The sequence below is a fragment of the Nitrospirillum amazonense genome, from assembly GCF_029594735.1.
In the GTDB taxonomy this organism is placed as follows: domain Bacteria; phylum Pseudomonadota; class Alphaproteobacteria; order Azospirillales; family Azospirillaceae; genus Nitrospirillum; species Nitrospirillum amazonense.
This window is the reverse complement of sequence record NZ_JARPAF010000001.1, coordinates 568,374-586,036: the sequence shown is the minus strand read 5'-3', so window position 1 is coordinate 586,036 and position 17,663 is coordinate 568,374. Positions and strand designations below refer to the sequence as shown.

Genomic DNA, 17,663 nt, shown 5'->3' with positions numbered 1-17,663 from the left:
AGCCTGGGCCCGTGAACGCGATCAAATTTTTAATCCACGCCTTCATCCTCCGGTGACGGATATCGGCGCAGCACCGCCTCGATGACGAAATTCTGGCCGGTATAGACATGCTCATACAACAGCTGGGCCGCCTTCTCGCCATCGCCGGCGATCAGGGCGGCCAGCACCGGCTGGCTGCCGGCCCGGTAGGCCGCCGCCCCTTCGGACTGGGGAATGCCCATGAACAGGGGGCGCTGCCCACGCTCGTACAGGTTCTGCAGGATCTGCTGCAGGCGCGGATTGCCCGAGGCCTCAGCGATGGTCTCGTGGAAATCCTGGTCGGCCTCCAGGATCTTGCGATGCTGGTCAGGGTCGTCGGGCTCCACCGTGATGGTGGTGGCCCGCACCAGGCGGCGGACCTGCGCGGTGGTCAGCCGCCCGGCGGCCAGCCGCCCAGCCATGGGCTCAAGGGCCAGGCGGAGCTGGAAGCAGTGCATGATATCTTCCGGCGTGATGGGCGCCACGGTGAAACCGCTGCGCGCCCGCGCCGCCATCAGCCCTTCCTGACACAGCCGGGCCAGGGCGGTCCGCACCGGCGCCTTGCCAAACCCCAGCCGCTCCGCCAGCAGGGCCTCGCTGACCCGCTGCCCGGGCGTCAGGCGGCAGAGCATGATGTCGGCGCGCAGGGCCTGGTAGGCCCGTTCGCTCAGGCGTTCCTCAGTGGTGCTCAAGACCCGCTTCCCTCCCGCTCAATGCCGCCCTCTTACTAGAACTCCAGCCCCGCGCCCAGGTCACCGTTCACCACCAGGGCCTTAGCGGCGGCGATGTCGGGGGCGAAGTAGCGGTCCTGGTCATAGGCCGGCACCACGGCGCGCAATTTGGCCCGGGCCGCCTCCAACGCTTCGGAGGTCCGCAGCGGCAGGTGGAATTCCAGGCCTTGGATGGCGGCCAGCGCCTCGATGCCGACGATGCCGGCGGCGTTGTCGGCCATGTCGATCAGGCGGCGGGCCGCCCAGGTCGCCATGGAGACGTGATCCTCCTGGTTGGCGGAGGTGGGGATGCTGTCGACGGAGGCGGGATGGGCTAGGCCCTTGTTCTCGCTGGCGAGCGCCGCCGCGGTGACATGGGCGATCATGAAACCGGAATTGATGCCACCGTCCTTCACCAGGAAGGCCGGCAGGCCGCCGTTGTGGTGCGGATCCACCAGCATGGCGATGCGGCGCTCCGACAGGTTGCCGATCTCGGCGAGCGCCAGGGCGATCTGGTCGGCGGCGAAGGCCACCGGCTCGGCATGGAAGTTGCCGCCGGACAGGATGTCGCCGGTGTCGGGGAAGACCAGGGGGTTGTCGGTGACGGCGTTGGCCTCGATCAGCAACGTTCCGGCCGCCATGCGCAACTGGTCCAGGCAGGCGCCCATGACCTGCGGCTGGCAGCGCAGGCAGTACGGGTCCTGCACCCGCTCGCAATCCAGGTGGCTGGCGCGCACGGCGCTGCCGTCCAGCAGGCGGCGATAGGCGGCGGCGGTGTCGATCTGGCCCTTCTGGCCGCGCAGCTCATGGATGCGGGCGTCGAAGGGGGTGTCGGAGCCGCGGGCGGCGTCCACCGACAGGGCGCCGGCGGTCAGGGCGGCCTGGAACACCCGCTCGGCCGCGAACAGGCCGTTCAGCGCCAGCGCGGTCGATACCTGGGTGCCGTTCAGCAGGGCCAAGCCCTCCTTGGGCCCCAGATCCGTGGGCTCCAGCCCCGCTTTGCGGATGCCTTCGGTGGCGGGCAGGATCTGGCCATCCACCCGCACCTCGCCCACACCCAGCAGCGGCGCCACCAGGTGGGCCAGCGGGGCCAGGTCGCCCGAGGCGCCGACGGAGCCCTTGGACGGGATGCAGGGATAGACGCCATGATTGGCCAGCGCCACCAGCGCCCGGATGACGCTGCCGCGCACGCCGGAATAGCCGCGCGCGAGGCTGGAAATCTTGAGCACCAGGATCAGGCGCACGATGGCGTCGTCCAGCAGCGGGCCGGTGCCCACCGCGTGGCTCAGCACCAGGTTGCGCTGAAGCTGAGACAGCTGGTCATTGCCGATGCGGGTCTTGGCCAGCAAGCCGAAGCCGGTGTTGATGCCATAGGCGGTGCGACCGGCGGCCATGACGGCATCGACCGTGGCGGCGGACTTTTCCGCAGTCGCCAGGGTGGCGTCATCGACCACCAGGTGGACAGGGCCCGCCAGGGTGGCGCGCAGGTCGGCCAGGGTCAGGCGGCCGGGGACCAGGGTGAAGGTGTGCATGGCACGGGGACTCCCGAGATAAATCAATAGACTATAGGCCAATCTTCAGGCGGCGGCGTAATACGCCGCCGCTGAGGACAGGAAGGTTGCGATCATCTGGCGCAGCACCGGACGCAGGCGGGAACAGCGCCCCTCATCCAGCGCCGGCACCAGGCCGGGGGCCAGGTGGGTATCCTGCGACAGTTCCAACTGCAGGGCGTGGACATGCTCCGCCGGCCGGCCGTAGTGGCGGGTGACGTGCCCGCCCTTGAACCTGCCGTTCAGCACCGCGCTATAGCCGCTGGTCTGGGTTACCTGGAACACCGCGTCGGCGAAGGCCGGAGCGCAGGAGGCGCCGGCGTTGCTGCCCAGGTTCAGGTCGGGCAGCCGGCCATCGAACAGGCGCGGCACCTCCGCCGCGATGGAATGCGCGTCCCACAGCAGGGCGTAGCCGTGCCGCGCCTTCAGCCGGGCCAACTCCGTCGACAGTTGGGCATGATAGGGCTGCCAGTAGGTGGCGACGCGGGCGGCCTTTTCGGCATCGTCCGGCCCCTGCGCCGGCAGATACAAGGGCGTGCCATCGAACATCACCTCCGGGATCAGGCCGGTGCCGGCTTGGCCGGGATAGAGGTTAGCGTCATCCGCCGGGCGGTTCAGATCCACGACATAACGGCTGTAGCCCGCCACCAGGGTGGAGGCGCCGATCGCGTCCGCGAAGTCATACAGCAAATCAACATGCCAGTCGGTGTCGAGCAGGCCGTGGGCCTCAGGCGCCAGGCGGGACGAAATGTCCGCCGGCACCTGGATACCGACATGGGGGAAAGAGATCAGCAGCGGTGCCGTCCCCTGCCGAAAGGTGAAGATTGGCGCCATCATTGGATGATCACGGGCAAGTCCAGACCATGGTGCGGGGTGCCCTCGACAGTCAGATCATGGCCGGCGGCGACGTGTGGAACGGCGGGCCTCATTTGACATTCCTCTTTCCTGCTTGGCCGGCCAAAGTACATCGCTGAGGGGCGCTTTGGCCCGAAACGACCGATCCCGATGGCAATGGCGGTACCATGGGCGCCATCCTAGCGGCCAAGTGATGGCGCGTAAAGGCCTGCCACGCCATCTGACCTGTCAGTAAGTTCACCTGGACAGCGCTTCGCGGCCCTGCTTCGCTCTGCCAAAACGCTGGAACTGGCTGTATGATTCCCCTGGGATGTTCGGCTGATGATGGCTCTGCGCGACGCCTGAATGGCGTCGGCCATCTGAAATTTCAGGACCACCAGCGGCGCACCGCGTCCTCGACACAAGGAATTGGTCTGCCGACCGGAGGGCGACGCCAGCACGAACCGGGCCGGAAAGTGGTCAGGCCGTCTGATCGGGGGCGGCCGACGCCGCCAGCAAAGAGGCCAGGAAGTCGGACGCGTCCTCGGCGTCGGCCAGGAAGTCCGCGCCGATGATTCGCCGCCCCCCATCCACCCGCCGCACAATGATGGGGAACAGGGCGACGCCGTTGGTCACCTCGCTATGGATGCTGACGGTCAGGGTCTGACCCGGGGCGATATCCTCCACCCCGCCGTGCAACTGCAGGCCGATCCCCTTGGCCGACCAATCGACCAGGCGGGCCTGGTGGCGGCCCACCCGCAGCGGGTACGCGTCGCCGGACAGGCGCGCGGCTCGCCGGCGATCGACTGCGGAGGGGGGAGGCTCGTCCGTCATGGGCGCCATTCTACCCGGATCAGACGGCCAAGGCTTCAGCGGAAAAGTTTTTGGCGCCGCGGAAGTCGGCGTTGCGAATGTCGGCCCCGCGCAGGTCCGCCATGGTCAGGGTCGCGTCGGTCAGGCAGGCGCCGGCCAGGACGGCGTTGCGCAGGTTTCCCTGGGTCAGGTCACCATCTTCCAGGCGAGCCATGGTCAGGTCGGCGCCCGCCAGGTTCACCCGCACCATGCGCGCCTTGCTGAAATTGGTGGGCCATTCGTGGCCGTTGCGCAAATCCATGGGGCAGGCCACGGCATTGGCCAGATTGGCCTCGTTCAGCGTCGCCCGCTCCAGGCAGGCGCCGCGCAGATCGGCGCCGGCAAGTTCCGCGCCGCGCAGGTCGGCCATGGACAGATCGGCCATGGCCAGCACCGTGCCGCTGAGATTGGCGCCCTTCAGCGTCGTCTGCCTGAGGATGGCGGCCGACAGGTTCAGATTGGACAGATCTTGGCCGCTAAGATCGGTGGCCGACAGGTCCGCGCGCCTGCCCTTGCCGCCGTTGCTCAATATCCACAGGCGGTGCTGACGCAATGTCTCGCCGATGGTGCCCTCGATATCGTCCAGGCGGCGCACCAGGTCGGCGCCCGTCAGATTGGCCATGGAGAGATCAACATCGTCCAGCAGGGCGCCCAGCAGACTGGCCTTGGACAGGTTGGCGCTGCGCAACAGGGCGCGGGTCAGCACGGCGCCATCCAGCTTGGTGCCACTGAGGTTGGCCTCCGACAGGTCCGCCCCCTCCAGGTTGCAGCCGGTGAGATCGGAGCCGCTGAGATCCGCCTTCACGAAGATGGCGCCGCGCAGGTCGGTGTCGCGCAAATCGGTCTGCACGACGAAGGCGTTGGACAGCTTGGCGTGGCTGAGATCGGCCTTGGTCATGGACGCCTCCGCCAGCTCGGCCGAGGGATTGCCCTGGACGTTGGGCGTCAGTTCACCGTTCTTGCTGCGCATGAGATGGCCGTCGCGCAGATCCGCCTCCGCCATCACCACCCGCTGCATGCGGGCGCCACGGAAGGCGGCGCCGCGCAAATCGGCCCGTGCCAGGTTGGCGCGCTCCAGCGTGGCGCGGCGCAGGTCCGCGCCGAACAGGCAGGCGGAGCGCAAATCGGCCTCCGACAGGTCGGCATCGCTGAGCCGCGCGCCGGTCAGGTCGGCGCCGGCCAACATCCGCCCGCGCAGCACGGCGTTGGACAGGTCGCAGAACTTGAGGCTGGCCCGCGCCCCGCCCCGTTGACCCTGGAGGTAGCGCAGATGCAGGGTCAGGGCTTGCTCGATCTCCGCGGCCGAGAGGCGCCGGTAACCGATATCGAGGCTGTCAACGTCGGCCCTGGGGCTCATATGGGTCTCAGGCTTTAAGGTTCATCACCGCGGGAGCCTATGTGATAGCGGCCCTTCGTTAATAAAAGGTCATCAAGATAAAGTTTCCCCGGCAGGGGCCTAAAAAATCAGCGGAAAATCAAAAGAACATTTGGAGCGTTGCTTTCTGATGGATTGTGACGAGAGCTCATCTCTTTTAAAGAGAACTGTCCTGACCTGTGTCGCAAAAGGCAACGGCGGAACCCGAGGGTCCCGCCGTTCCGTCCAACTGCCACTTGCTCTTGAACCGTCTTCTTGTCCGTGAGGCGCCCGCCGTGGCGTTGTCGTCCGGTCAGGCGCCCACACATCCAGAATCAGGGTTCAGAATTAGGCCAAATGGGTCTCCAGCGCCGCGTTCTTCACGGCCTTCTGAAGCTTTTCGAACGCCCGCACCTCGATCTGGCGCACACGTTCGCGGCTGATGCCGAACTCCTGGGACAGGTCTTCCAGCGTCGTCGGGTCGTCGCGCAGGCGACGCTCCGCCAGGATACGGCGCTCACGGTCGTTCAGGCCCTTCATGGCGCCAGCCAGCAGGGCCTTGCGTTTGCCCAGCTCTTCACGGTCGGCCAGGCGGATTTCTTGGCTTTCCGTCTCATCCACCAGCCAATCCTGCCACTCGCCCTCGCCATCCACGCGCAGGGGCGCGTTCAGGCTATGGTCGGGGCTGCCCAGACGGCGGTTCATGGACACGACGTCCTGTTCCGGCACGTCCAGCTTGGTGGCGATGGCGGTCACCGTCTCCGGCGACAAGTCGCCGTCCTCGATAGCCTGCATCTGGCCCTTCAGCTTGCGCAGGTTGAAAAACAGCTTCTTCTGCGCCGCCGTCGTGCCCATCTTCACCAGGCTCCAGCTGTGCAGGATGTATTCCTGGATGGCGGCGCGGATCCACCACATGGCGTACGTGGCGAGGCGGAAGCCACGATCGGGATCGAAGCGCTTCACCGCCTGCATCATGCCGACGTTGCCTTCGGAGATCAGCTCGGACAGCGGCAGGCCGTAGCCGCGGTAGCCCATGGCGATCTTGGCCACCAGGCGCAAATGGCTGGTCACCAGCTGGTGGGCGGCAATGCCGTCCTCATGTTCCTGCCAGCGCTTGGCCAGCATGAATTCCTTCTCCGGCTCCAGCATGGGGAAGCGGCGGATTTCCTGAAGATACCGCGACAGGCTCGATTCCGAACTGACGGCGGGGATGGCGGGCAAGGTGGCCATGGTCAACAACCTTTCACGGTTAAGGACCCCCGGGGATCGGGCGGTCCCCCCGTACCGGATGCTCAAATGGAGCCCCCCGGACGGGGTTGGGGTGACACATTGATCAGTATACGCCTCTGACTCGTATCCGACCACACTTTAAAATCATTCTAAACTAAAGATCAGCCCTGCAAGATCGGCGGGCAGGTCGCTGGTGAAGGCCACCATGTCACCGCTGACCGGATGACGGAAGGCGATGTCCTTCGCATGCAACGCTTGGCGACGAAAACCGAGAAGTTGGGCCTGCGCGTCCGGCGTCGCCTCCTTCAGCCGGGCGCTCAGGGCACCGGTGGGGCGAGCCTTGCCATACAGCGGATCGCCCACCAACGGATGGCCGATCTGGGCCATGTGCACCCGGATCTGGTGGGTACGGCCGGTGGCCAGCTTGCATTCCACATGGGCGGCCAGCAGGCCGTAGCGGGCCAGCGTGCGCCAGCGGGTCAGCGCCGGCTTGCCGCCTTTGCTTACCACGGCCATGCGCTTGCGATCCGTCGGATGGCGGCCGATGTTGCCTTCGATTTCCCCCTCGCCCGCCGCCGGTGAACCCCAGACGACGGCGTGGTAGGTGCGCGACAGGGTGCGGTCGGCGAACTGAGCGGACAGGCCGGCATGGGCCCGGTCAGTCTTGGCCACCACCATCAAGCCGCTGGTATCCTTGTCCAGCCGGTGGACGATGCCCGGCCGGCGCACGCCACCGATGCCGGACAGCCGTTCCCCACAGTGAAACAGCAGGGCGTTCACCAGCGTGCCGTCCGGGTTGCCGGCGGCGGGATGCACCACCATCCCGGCGGGCTTGTCGATCACCAGCAGGTCATCATCCTCGAAAACGATGGTCAGCGGGATGTCCTGCGCCACCGGCACGGCCGGCTCCGGCGCGGGCACGGCAATCTGGAACACCTGGCCGGGTTTGACCCGGTATGAGGCGTCGTCTATGGTCTGGCCACCCGGCTGACCCAAGGCCACGCGCCCTTCCCCAATCAGCGCTTGCAAGCGCGAGCGGGTGAGGCCGGCGGCCTCCGGCACCAGCTGGGCCAGGGCCTTGTCCAACCGGTCGCGGGCCGCGGTGTCGGGGATGGTGACGGCGATCAAGGCGGAACCCGCCTCCTCGCCGTCCAGATCCTCATCCTCCGCGCTATCCACCACCGGGGCGCCAAGGTCCAGGCGGTCAGCCCCGCCCTCACCCGTCATGGCGCTGAAACGCGCGACGGCGGGGTCGGCAGGCTGGCCCGGAGCGGCACAGATGGTTGAAGCAAGTGCGGACAATAAAGACCTTCCTCGTCATCATGGGCGTACTGATCGTCGCCGGTTTCGCCTTCATCGGGGTGGAAATCTGGCGGCGTGCCACCGACCCAAACCACCCCCGCGCCTTCGGCCGCCATGCTGATACGGCGACCCTGGGCGCAACCACTGCGGGCACAACCACCACTTCGGCCCTGCCGCCCGAGGCCCTGACCCCGCTGCTGAAACTGCCGGAAGGCAGCCGCATCGAAGCCATGACCAGCGTGGGCAGCCGCCTGGCCGTCCAGGTCACCCTTCCCGGTGGTGCCCAGCAGATCGTCCTGCTGGAGCCCAGTACCGGAAAGGTCCAGATCGCGGTCGTTACTGGAACCACTTCATCGGCCACCCCATCTTCCCCAGTTGGGACTTCCACAGGTGGGGCGCCTGAACCCAACCAGACGATGCGCCCGCAGGTTCCCCGGACGCCGTGATTACGGTCACACCGACAGGCCGCCCACCAGCGTAATCACCCTACATGACAGAGATTTAATGGCCCCTGTCAGGAAGCCGGCGCTGGAATGGGGGCTGGGGGCGACTGCCCAATATTTCAGCGATCTACGGCAGCATTGGGCTTCTCCACATTTTTTCGCTTCCTCTTCGTGAACGCCGGCCCCGATCATCACCCGACATCCAGCAATAGGCGAGACGGTCCCCCATGAACTTCATGAGCGACAATGTGGTGGGCGCGGCCCCGGAGATCCTGGCGGCCCTGGCCGCGGCCAATGAGGGCGCGCAGCCCTCCTACGGCGGCGACCCGCTGACGGCGCGGGTGACCCGGGACCTGGCCGAGTTGTTCGAGTGCGACGTGACCGTTTTCCCCGTCGCCACCGGCACCGCCGCCAACGCGCTGGCCCTGTCGGTGCTGACCCCGCCCTACGGCGCCGTCTATTGCCATGATGAGGCCCACGTTCAGGTGGATGAGTGCGGCGCGCCGGAGCTGATGTCCGGCGGCGCCAAGCTGGTCCCCTTGTCGGGCCCCCATGGCAAGCTGGACGCCACGGCACTGAAGGCCGCCTTGGACAAGGGCGGCGCTGGCGTCGTCCATCATGTGCAACCGGCCGCGTTGACCCTGACCCAGGCGACGGAGTCCGGCACCGTCTACACCCCCGACGAGGTGATGGCCCTGACGGAGGTGGCGCGCGCGCACAAGCTGCGCGTCCACATGGACGGGGCCCGCTTCGCCAATGCAGTGGCCAGCCTGGCCTGCGCCCCGGCCGATATCACCTGGCGCGCGGGCGTGGACGTCCTGTCCTTCGGCGCGACCAAGAACGGCGCCCTGGCGGCGGAGGCCGTGATCTTCTTCGACAAGGCCCTGGCCGACAGCTTCGCCTATCGCCGCAAGCGGGCCGGCCATCTGTTCTCCAAGATGCGCTTCCTGTCGGCGCAGTTGGACGCCTATCTGACGGACGGCCTGTGGCTGCGCCTGGCCACCCACGCCAACGCCATGGCGACGCGCCTGGCCCAGGGCCTGGACGCCCTGCCCGGCGTCGGCCTGCGCAGCCCGGTGCAGGCCAACGAGGTCTTCGCCGTGATGCCGGAGCCGATGATCGCGGGGCTGGAGGCCGCCGGCTTCCACTTCTATCGCTGGGATGGCGCCTGTATTCGCCTGGTGACTGCCTGGAATACCGACCCGGCGCACGTGGACGCCTTCGTCGCCGCCGCGCGGGGGCTGGCGGGGATCGCGTGAGCGACAAAGCCCGCCTGAGGCAAAAGACCGCCCCTCACCCAGGCCCACAATGACGTAGGGTCCAGGCCACAAACCGGGGGCCGATGCACCCGACAAACTCTGTGGAGATGACATGCGCAAGATCGTTCTCGCCGCCGCCCTCTTGGCCGCCACCTCGGCGCCGGCCTGGGCGGCCCTTCCCAACGGCGCGCCGGCCCCGGCCTTCACCGCCCAGGGCGCCCTGGGCGGCAAGACGTCGACCTTCTCGCTGACCGACGCGCTGAAGAAGGGGCCGGTGGTGCTTTACTTCTTCCCCGCCGCCTTCACCAAGGGCTGCACCGTGGAGGCGCATGAATTCGCCGAGGCGACGGAGACGTTCAAGCAATACGGCGCCACCGTGGTGGGCATCACGGCCGGCAACATCGACCGCGTGGCCGAGTTCTCCTCGGTGGAGTGCCGGGACAAATTCATGGTGGCAGCCGACCCGGACGCCAAGATCGCCGCCGAGTATGACGCCAAGAGCCAGGGCAATTCCGCCGTCTCCAACCGCACGTCCTACGTCATCGGCCAGGACGGCAAGGTCGTCGCCAGCTACACGGACTACAATCCCGACCAGCATGTCCAGCTGATGCTGGACGCGGTCAAGGCGCTGCACGCCAAGTAGGGGCGGGCCGGTTCCAGCGGCCGCCCGGGCCGTTGGAACCAGTTTGAGATCATTCCGCTAGGATGTGGGCGGTCTCAGCTGCGGTGACGAAGGCCGCGCGGGCGGCCTCCGCCTCGCCCGACCCGTCCAGGGCGGCCAGGCACGCGGCGGTGGCGGCTTGGCGGGCGGGATCGTTGAGATGGGCTTCGGGCCAACGGTAGATCAGCCAGTTGGAAGCCTCGTCCACCGTTGTAATGGTCCGGCGGACGGAAGGGGCTTCCCACACATCGATCGGTGTCAGGGTACGCAAGGGTGGCCTCCTCCATCTGGTGGAACATACAACGAGGCAGCGGCGGTAGGGTTCCCGCCTGGCGTTACCCGCCCGTGACCAGCCTGAACGCGATGCCCCACATCACCAGCGCGATGACGCCCTCCAGCACCCGCCAGGCGGCGGGGCGGGCAAAGATGGGGCGCAGCTGGGTGGCGCCGAAGCCCAGCGAAAAGAAGAACAGGAAGGAACCGGTGATGGCCCCGGCGGCGAAGGACGCCTGGAAGCCGTCGAACTGCGTGGACACGGTGCCCAGCAGGACCACCGTGTCCAGGTAGACATGCGGATTCAGCCAGGTGATGGCCAGGCAGGCCAGCACGGTCTTGCCCAGGCCCCGTCCCTCCGTCCCGGGGCCTGCCGTCAGCGCGCCGGTGGAGCGCCAGGCCGACCACAGGCTTTTGGCCCCGTACCAGGCCAGGAAGGTGGCGCCGGCATAGCGCATGACCGGATCCAGCCAGGGCAGCCAGGCGGCGGCGGTGCCGAAGCCGGTCACGCCAACGCCGATGAGGATGGCATCGGACAGGGCGCAGGCCAGGCACACGGCGAAGACGTGCTGGCCGCGCAGGCCCTGCCGCAACAGGAAGGCGTTCTGCGCGCCGATGGCGACGATGAGGCTGAGCCCCATGCTCAGGCCCGCGATGTAAACCGAGACATTCATGGTGGTAGGGCGAAATCCCAGAGGTGGCTGGCCCTTGTGGTAAGTGCCGCGCCGGGATTAGGCTAATTAAATTATCTAATCCGAATTTAGCGAAACTTAGCCATGATCGATTACCCGGCGGCGCGCGCCGTGGCGTTGGTGGTGCAGACCGGCAGCTTTGAAAAGGCCGCCGCCGCGCTGAACGTCACCCCCTCCGCCGTGTCCCAGCGCGTGAAGCAGTTGGAGGAGCGGCTGGGCGCCGTGCTGGTCGAGCGGGGTAGTCCCTGCACCGCCACCGAAAAGGGCGAATGGCTATGCCGCCACATGGACCACGTCGGCTTGCTGGAGCGGGAGCTGACGGCCCACCTGCCGGGCCTGGTCGACCCGGCGGCGCCGGTGCCGCGTGTAACCCTGGCCATCGCCGCCAACGCCGACAGCCTGGGCACCTGGTTCCTGGCGGCAGCCGCCGCCTTCACCCAAGGCTGCGACCATCTGCTGAATATCGTCATCGACGACCAGGATCACACCGCCGACTGGCTGCGGCGCGGCCGGGTGCTGGCGGCGGTGACCTCGCTGGAAAAGCCCATCCAAGGCTGCCGCGTCACCGCCCTGGGCGCGTTGCGCTATCACGCCACGGCCAGCCCGGACTTCATGGCGCGCCATTTCCCGGACGGGGTGACACCAGAGGCGCTGGCCCAGGCTCCGGCGCTGACCTTCAACCAGAAGGACCGGCTGCAGCATGACTGGATTCGGCGGACGCTGGGCCGGAATGTCGGGCATCCTACCCACTTGCCCACCCACTGGCTGCCGTCGACCCAGGGTTTCGTCGACGGCGCGCTGGCTGGGATAGGCTGGGGCATGAACCCCGCCCAGCTGGTACGTGGACATCTGGACGCAGGCCGGCTGGTGGAACTGGTCCCCGGCGCCATCCTGGACGTGCCCCTGTTCTGGCAGGTGAGCCGCCTGGCCGCCGACCAGCTTTCCGACCTCAGCCGGCGGGTGGCGACCACGGCCAAGCGCGAACTGGTACCGCCACCCTAAGATGATATTCGCCTTGGGCGTGTGTTGGCCGGCAGGCATACTGCCGGCAGCGTGCTCATGAAGGGGATATCGTCCGTGCCCAAGCCGATCAACCACCCCACACCCGGCGTCTACGTAACGGAACGTTCGGCCTTTCCACCCAGCATCGTCGGGGTGCAAACGGCCATCCCCATCTTCATCGGCTACACGGAGTCCGCCCACGACCCCGCAACCCAGAAGGCCCTGCATGGCCAGGCGGTCGCGGTCGGATCCCTCGGGGACTACACCACCTATTTCGGTGGCGCCTATCTCCAGCCCTTTGACGTGGCGCCGTCACCCGCGGGCACGGCCGATTTCCAGGCGCCCCCTCCAAATGGTCAGGGAACCGCTTACTACGCGGTCAGCCCCAGCGGCCCCCGTTTCAACCTCTACCTGGCCATCCAGGCCTTCTATGCCAATGGCGGCGCCAATTGCTACGTCGTGTCGGTCGCGGATTACAGCCAAGGCGGGGTCTCCAAGGACGCCCTGCTGGCTGGCTTGCAGGCCACCGACACACAGGTGGGGCCGACCATGACCGTGGTGCCGGATGCCTGCCTGCTGGCCGGCGCCGACTATGGAGCGGTGGTGACGGCCATGCTGACGCAGGCGGCCACCCTGCAGGACCGCATGGCCATGCTGGATCTACCGGGCGCCGTCGATCCGGCAAGCTGGACCGCCGACGGCCTGGCCGCCCAGCGCGACGCCTTCTACTCCGCCATCGCCCCCGCCTCGGATGCCTTCAGCTATGGCGCCGCCTACGCCCCGGCGCTGCGGACCAGCCTGGTCACGGCGGGTGACGTCGACTACACCTGCCTGCAGGGCAGCGCCGCCGTGGTGCTGGGTCTGCTGAACCAAGAGGCGTCGACCCTCTACACCGGCGCCAAACTGGCCGAGGTCCAGGCACAGCTGGCGGCGGCCTTCCCCGAAACGCCCCCGGCCACGGCACCCAGCGCCAGCCAGATCAGCGCCACCAACCAGGCCCTGCTGAGTGCCCTGCCCCTGCTGGGCACGATCGAAGGCATCGTGGCGCAAAAGCTGAACGTGGCGCCGCCCAGCGGCATCATGGCCGGCATCTGGACGGCAAGCGACACCAATCATGGCGTGTGGCTCGCCCCCGCCAATATGGCCCTGGCCGGCGTGACGGCGCCCACGGTGATCCTGAACGACGCGCAGCAGGGGGACTACAACGTCCCGCTCAACGGCAACGCCATCAATATCCTGCGCGCCTTCGTCAATCGCGGCACGGTGCCATGGGGCGCCCGCACCCTGGACGGCAACAGCAACGACTATCGCTACATCCAGGTGCGCCGTACCCTGATTTACGTCGAGCAATCCATCAAGACCGCCCTGCAACAGTTTGTTTTCGCGCCGAATGACGGCCAAACCTGGGTCACCGTCACGGCCATGATCTCCAAGTTCCTGACGGGGCTGTGGAGCCAGGGCGGCCTGATGGGCGACAAGGCCAGCGACGCCTTCAGCGTCCAATGCGGGCTGGGAACGACCATGACCGCGCAGGACATCCTGAACGGCTACATGATCGTTTCCGTGACCCTGCAACTGGTCCATCCGGCGGAGTTCATCGAGCTGACGTTCAAACAGATCATGCAGGGCGCCTGACCTGTCGCGCCCTTTCGACCTGTCGCACGATCAGGATGTCGGCAGCACCGTCCAGCCGTTGGTCTTGGGATCCAGGCGTTTCACCGGCCCCTCGAAACGGCGCAGCAGACCGTCCAGCAGGCCGGGCAGGCTTTGATAACGGTTGAGGATGGCCTGCACCTGCGCCTGGCCCGGGCCGGCGGTCTGACCCGCCAGGGTGATCGCCTGGTCCAGCGGGATGGCGCGGTGGACGACGATGCCGGGGGCGGCCTGGCGGCTGGCGTTCGGGGCCCGGATGTAGGCCAGCAGCGCCGTTTCGTCCACCAGATGCCGCAGCACGTCATCCAGGGCATGCAGCACCTCCCCCCGCCAGCGGGTGGTAACGCCGCCGATACGCCGTTCCTCCCCTCCATGGGCGTGACCGGCGCACACCACCTCCGCCAGGTGCCAGCGCAGCCGGCTGGCGTAGCCGCCGAACATGTGGGCGTGCTGGTCCTGTTCCGGCAGGCCGGTCCGGGTGACAACCGGGGCCCCGGTGTTGGCATGGCCGAGGTCGATGGACGACAGGCCGTTCCACACCTCGGCCAGCATGCCGTTGTAGTTGGCCATGCGGGTGGGCCAGACGGCGCCGCCGCCGAAGATGTCAGACAAGGCGTTGCGAACGACACCGACGACATCACCGAAAACGTGGTCACCCTGCATGGGGGCCAGGGGTGGTGCAGCGGTCGGCACCGGCTCCGCCGGGATCTGGGCGCCTTGGGGATTGGCGAAGGTGCACTGGGAGATGAGCGGCATGGGCAAACCCTGTCGGAGACGGGCTTGGAGGCCCGCGGGAGGCCACACCCTAGCCGGATCGCCGCCCCAACTCATGCGCGCCGAAGCTGTATGCCGCCCGGGGGAAACCTTGATGACGACATTGATCTTGTTGCGTATTCCGGTTTCGCCGATAGGCCCACTGGCCCGGGCCACCGCAGCACTCGAGACCAGTTCCCCTCTTTCGGAGCCGGTGGCAGAATGGCCGCCGGCTGTTCACCGCCGCAACGGTGAAGGCCCGGCACGACAATGGATGGGCGATTGACATGATCACGTTCACGCTGAACGGGCAGGCGCAGCGTTTCGAGGGCGATCCCGAAATGCCCCTGCTGTGGTATCTGCGCGATGTCCAGGGCCTAACCGGCACCAAGTTCGGCTGTGGCGAGGCGTTGTGCGGCGCCTGCACCGTGCACGCCGACGGCGCGCCCATCCGCAGTTGCCAGACGACGCTGGGCGACCTGTCCGGCGTGGCCGTCACCACCATCGAGGGCCTGTCGCCCGACGGCATGCACCCGGTGCAGGTGGCATGGCGGGAACTGAACGTGGCCCAGTGCGGCTATTGCCAGGCCGGGCAGATCATGTCGGCGGCGGCCTTGCTGAAGGACACGCCCCACCCCAGCGACGAAGCCATCGACGATGCCATGAGCGGCAACATCTGCCGCTGCGCGACCTACCCCCGCATCCGCGCCGCCATCAAGCGCGCGGCCGGCGAAGTGCAGCGCAAGACGGCCAGCAGCGGGAGTGCGAAGTGATGAACGGCATCACCAACCTCAGCCGCCGCGCCGTCCTGATGGGCCTGGGCACCGGCACCTTCATCCTGGCCGGCGGGCTCGGCCTTGCGGCCGCCACCGGCGCCCTGGCGGAGGATGCGCCCAAGAAGTATGGCGGCGAAGCCATGCCCGGCGGGGTGAAGGACGACCCGCGCCTGTTCGTCGCCGTGGCCGCCGACGGCACCCTCACCATCCTCTGCCACCGGGCGGAGATGGGCCAGGGCGTGCGCACCAGCTGGGCCATGGTCATCGCCGACGAGATGGACGCCGACTGGGCGAAGGTGAAGGTGGACCAGGCGCTGGGTGACGAGGCGCGCTACGGCAACCAGAACACCGACGGCTCGCGCAGCATGCGCCACCATTTCCAGGCCCTGCGCCGTATCGGCGCTGCCGCGCGCCAGATGCTGGCCCAGGCGGCCGCCACGCAGTGGGGCGTGCCGGTGGCGGAGGTGACGGTGGACCACCACAGCCTGGTGCATGCCGCCAGCGGCCGGCGCCTGGGCTTCGGCGAGGTGGCGACGGCCGCCGCCGCCCTGCCCGTGCCGGCGCGCGAAACGCTGGTGTTCAAGGACCCAGCCAAGTTTCGCTATATCGGCCGGGGCGATATCGGCCTGGTCGACGGCTTCGACATCACCACCGGCCGTGCCACCTACGGCATCGACGTGCGGCGGGACAACATGCTGTACGCCGTGGTCGCCCGCCCGCCGGTGCATGGCGGCAAGCTGGGCCACTACAACGTGGATGAGGCGTTGCAGGTGCCGGGCGTGCTGAAGGTGGTGGTGCTGAACAGCGCGCCCCTGCCCTCCGGCTTCCTGCCCAAGGGCGGCCTTGCCGTGGTGGCGGAAAACACCTGGGCCGCGCTCAAGGGGCGGGAGAAGCTGAAGGTCACCTGGGAGGATGGGCCCAACGCCAGCTATGACAGCGCCGCCTACCGGGCGGAGCTGGAGGCGGCGGCCCGCGCCCCCGGCCAGGTGGTGCGGAACGTGGGTGACGTGGACGGCGCGCTCAAGTCGGCGGCTAAGCATGTCACGGCGGAATACTACATTCCCCACCTGGCCCAAGCGCCCATGGAACCGCCGGCCGCCGCCGCCCAGGTGACGGGCGACAAGTGCGAGATCTGGGGCAGCACTCAGGCGCCGCAGACGACGCGCGAGACGGTGGCCAAGGTGTTGAGCATCCCGCCGGAGAATGTGACCGTCCACCAGACCCTGGTGGGCGGCGGCTTTGGCCGCAAATCCAAGCCGGACTACATCGCGGAGGCGGCCCTGCTGTCCCGCGCCATGGATGGCCGGCCGGTTAAGCTGACCTACACCCGCACCGATGACCTGCACCACGGCTTCCTGCACACCGTGTCGGTGGAGCGGCTGGAGGGCGGGCTGGACGCCAAGGGTAAGCCGGTGGCCTGGCTGCACCGCACCGTGGCCCCGTCCATCGGCGCCACCTTCACCGCCGGCGTGAAGCATGAGGGCGCCTCGGAACTGGGCATGGGCGCCGTCAACACGCCCTGGATCGTGCCCAACCTGCGGGTGGAGAACCCGGAGGCCGAGAGCCACACCCGCATCGGCTGGTTCCGCAGCGTCTCCAACATCCCGCACGCCTTCGCGGTGCAGAGCTTCGTCGCCGAACTGGCGGAGGCCGCGGGGCGCGACCCCAAGGATTTCCTGCTGGAACTGATCGGGCCGGCCCGGCAGATCAACCCGGCCGACCTGTCGGACAGCTGGAACTACAACGAGGACCCGGTGGCCTACGCCTATGACACCGGCCGCCTGCGCGGCGTGGTGGAGCGGGCGGCCAAGGAGGCCGGCTGGGGCAAGCCCCTGCCCAAGGGCCAGGGCCGGGGCATCGCCGCCCACCGCAGCTTCGCCAGCTACGCCGCCGCCGTCGTGCAGGTGGATGTCGACGCCCAGGGCAAGCTGACCATCCCCCGCGTCGATATCGCCTTCGATTGCGGCCCCGTCATCAACCCCGACCGGGTGCGGGCGCAGCTGGAGGGGGCGGTGACCCAGGGCGTCAGCCTGGCCACGCTGGGCGAGATCAGCTTCAAGGCCGGCCAGGTGCAGCAGAACAACTTCGACAGCTATCAGGTCACTCGCATCGAGGCAGCGCCCAAGGACATCCGCATCCACCTGATGCCGGCGGCCAAGTACGACGCGCCCCTGGGGGGCGTGGGCGAACCCGGCGTCCCCCCCATCGCCCCCGCCCTGCTGAACGCCGTGTTCGCCGCCACCGGCAAGCGCATCCGCAGCCTGCCCATCCGGGATCAGTTGCGGGTTTGAAGGGAAGGGA

18 protein-coding genes are annotated in these 17,663 nt (G+C 67.9%); 8 read left to right on the top strand and 10 right to left on the bottom strand.

Features of this window, described 5'->3' with window-relative positions; all coding sequences use genetic code 11:
• Nucleotides 1–29: 29 nt before the first annotated feature.
• The 7 genes from P5F91_RS02400 to P5F91_RS02370 form a co-directional block, all read right to left on the bottom strand.
• Entirely contained in the window at nucleotides 30–710 is a 681-nt protein-coding gene (locus tag P5F91_RS02400) for a GntR family transcriptional regulator (RefSeq protein ID WP_145612629.1), read from the bottom strand.
• A 35-nt stretch (nucleotides 711–745) separates the two neighbouring features.
• Nucleotides 746–2,260, bottom strand: a complete 1,515-nt coding sequence (gene hutH, locus P5F91_RS02395) for a histidine ammonia-lyase (protein WP_277906372.1) — start codon at nucleotides 2,258–2,260, stop codon at nucleotides 746–748.
• A 45-nt stretch (nucleotides 2,261–2,305) separates the two neighbouring features.
• Nucleotides 2,306–3,115, bottom strand: a complete 810-nt coding sequence (gene hutG, locus P5F91_RS02390) for an N-formylglutamate deformylase (RefSeq protein WP_145612631.1) — start codon at nucleotides 3,113–3,115, stop codon at nucleotides 2,306–2,308.
• Between the two features lie 477 nt (nucleotides 3,116–3,592).
• Nucleotides 3,593–3,946 carry a PilZ domain-containing protein gene (locus P5F91_RS02385; RefSeq protein ID WP_145612632.1) on the bottom strand — a complete coding sequence of 118 codons (354 nt, stop codon included), beginning with the start codon at nucleotides 3,944–3,946 and terminating at the stop codon, nucleotides 3,593–3,595.
• 19 nt (nucleotides 3,947–3,965) lie between these two features.
• The gene (locus P5F91_RS02380) at nucleotides 3,966–5,321 is read right to left on the bottom strand and encodes a pentapeptide repeat-containing protein (RefSeq protein ID WP_145612633.1); all 1,356 of its coding nucleotides are present in this window, start codon (nucleotides 5,319–5,321) and stop codon (nucleotides 3,966–3,968) included.
• A 345-nt stretch (nucleotides 5,322–5,666) separates the two neighbouring features.
• Complete coding sequence (gene rpoH, locus P5F91_RS02375) at nucleotides 5,667–6,548, bottom strand: RNA polymerase sigma factor RpoH (RefSeq protein WP_004272279.1); 882 nt, start codon at nucleotides 6,546–6,548, stop codon at nucleotides 5,667–5,669.
• Between the two features lie 144 nt (nucleotides 6,549–6,692).
• Nucleotides 6,693–7,775, bottom strand: coding sequence for an RluA family pseudouridine synthase (locus tag P5F91_RS02370; protein ID WP_422394452.1), 1,083 nt, complete (start codon nucleotides 7,773–7,775; stop codon nucleotides 6,693–6,695).
• Nucleotides 7,776–7,840: 65 nt separating this feature from the next.
• Between P5F91_RS02370 and P5F91_RS02365 the strand changes: the two genes are divergently transcribed.
• From P5F91_RS02365 to P5F91_RS02355, 3 genes are all read left to right on the top strand, one after another.
• The gene (locus P5F91_RS02365) at nucleotides 7,841–8,296 is read left to right on the top strand and encodes a hypothetical protein (RefSeq protein ID WP_277906370.1); all 456 of its coding nucleotides are present in this window, start codon (nucleotides 7,841–7,843) and stop codon (nucleotides 8,294–8,296) included.
• A 224-nt stretch (nucleotides 8,297–8,520) separates the two neighbouring features.
• Nucleotides 8,521–9,552: a threonine aldolase family protein gene (locus P5F91_RS02360; protein WP_277906369.1), complete on the top strand. Its 1,032-nt coding sequence runs from the start codon at nucleotides 8,521–8,523 to the stop codon at nucleotides 9,550–9,552.
• A gap of 112 nt (nucleotides 9,553–9,664) precedes the next feature.
• Nucleotides 9,665–10,195, top strand: a complete 531-nt coding sequence (locus P5F91_RS02355) for a peroxiredoxin (protein ID WP_145612636.1) — start codon at nucleotides 9,665–9,667, stop codon at nucleotides 10,193–10,195.
• A gap of 49 nt (nucleotides 10,196–10,244) precedes the next feature.
• On the opposite strand, the gene P5F91_RS02350 is transcribed toward P5F91_RS02355, so the two are convergent.
• On the bottom strand, nucleotides 10,245–10,484 hold the full coding sequence (locus P5F91_RS02350) for a DUF982 domain-containing protein (protein ID WP_145612637.1): 240 nt from the start codon (nucleotides 10,482–10,484) through the stop codon (nucleotides 10,245–10,247).
• Nucleotides 10,485–10,548: 64 nt separating this feature from the next.
• Nucleotides 10,549–11,160, bottom strand: a complete 612-nt coding sequence (locus P5F91_RS02345; protein WP_145612638.1) for a LysE/ArgO family amino acid transporter — start codon at nucleotides 11,158–11,160, stop codon at nucleotides 10,549–10,551.
• A 102-nt stretch (nucleotides 11,161–11,262) separates the two neighbouring features.
• Between P5F91_RS02345 and P5F91_RS02340 the strand changes: the two genes are divergently transcribed.
• Nucleotides 11,263–12,180, top strand: coding sequence for a LysR family transcriptional regulator ArgP (locus P5F91_RS02340; protein WP_277906368.1), 918 nt, complete (start codon nucleotides 11,263–11,265; stop codon nucleotides 12,178–12,180).
• Between the two features lie 75 nt (nucleotides 12,181–12,255).
• The gene (locus P5F91_RS02335) at nucleotides 12,256–13,815 is read left to right on the top strand and encodes a phage tail sheath family protein (RefSeq protein ID WP_145612640.1); all 1,560 of its coding nucleotides are present in this window, start codon (nucleotides 12,256–12,258) and stop codon (nucleotides 13,813–13,815) included.
• Nucleotides 13,816–13,845: 30 nt separating this feature from the next.
• Here P5F91_RS02335 and P5F91_RS02330 read toward each other — a convergent pair whose 3' ends face one another.
• The gene (locus P5F91_RS02330; RefSeq protein ID WP_145612641.1) at nucleotides 13,846–14,589 is read right to left on the bottom strand and encodes a hypothetical protein; all 744 of its coding nucleotides are present in this window, start codon (nucleotides 14,587–14,589) and stop codon (nucleotides 13,846–13,848) included.
• A 112-nt stretch (nucleotides 14,590–14,701) separates the two neighbouring features.
• Here P5F91_RS02330 and P5F91_RS02325 point away from each other — a divergent pair, with 112 nt between their 5' ends.
• Genes P5F91_RS02325 through P5F91_RS02315 form a run of 3 tightly spaced genes read left to right on the top strand, consistent with a single transcriptional unit; the run spans nucleotide 14,702 to nucleotide 17,653 of the window.
• Entirely contained in the window at nucleotides 14,702–14,872 is a 171-nt protein-coding gene (locus P5F91_RS02325; RefSeq protein ID WP_277906367.1) for a hypothetical protein, read from the top strand.
• A 1-nt stretch (nucleotide 14,873) separates the two neighbouring features.
• Complete coding sequence (locus tag P5F91_RS02320) at nucleotides 14,874–15,359, top strand: (2Fe-2S)-binding protein (RefSeq protein WP_277906366.1); 486 nt, start codon at nucleotides 14,874–14,876, stop codon at nucleotides 15,357–15,359.
• Complete coding sequence (locus P5F91_RS02315) at nucleotides 15,359–17,653, top strand: xanthine dehydrogenase family protein molybdopterin-binding subunit (protein WP_277906365.1); 2,295 nt, start codon at nucleotides 15,359–15,361, stop codon at nucleotides 17,651–17,653. Before P5F91_RS02320 ends, P5F91_RS02315 begins: the two co-directional genes overlap by 1 nt.
• The last annotated feature ends 10 nt before the right edge of the window (nucleotides 17,654–17,663 follow it).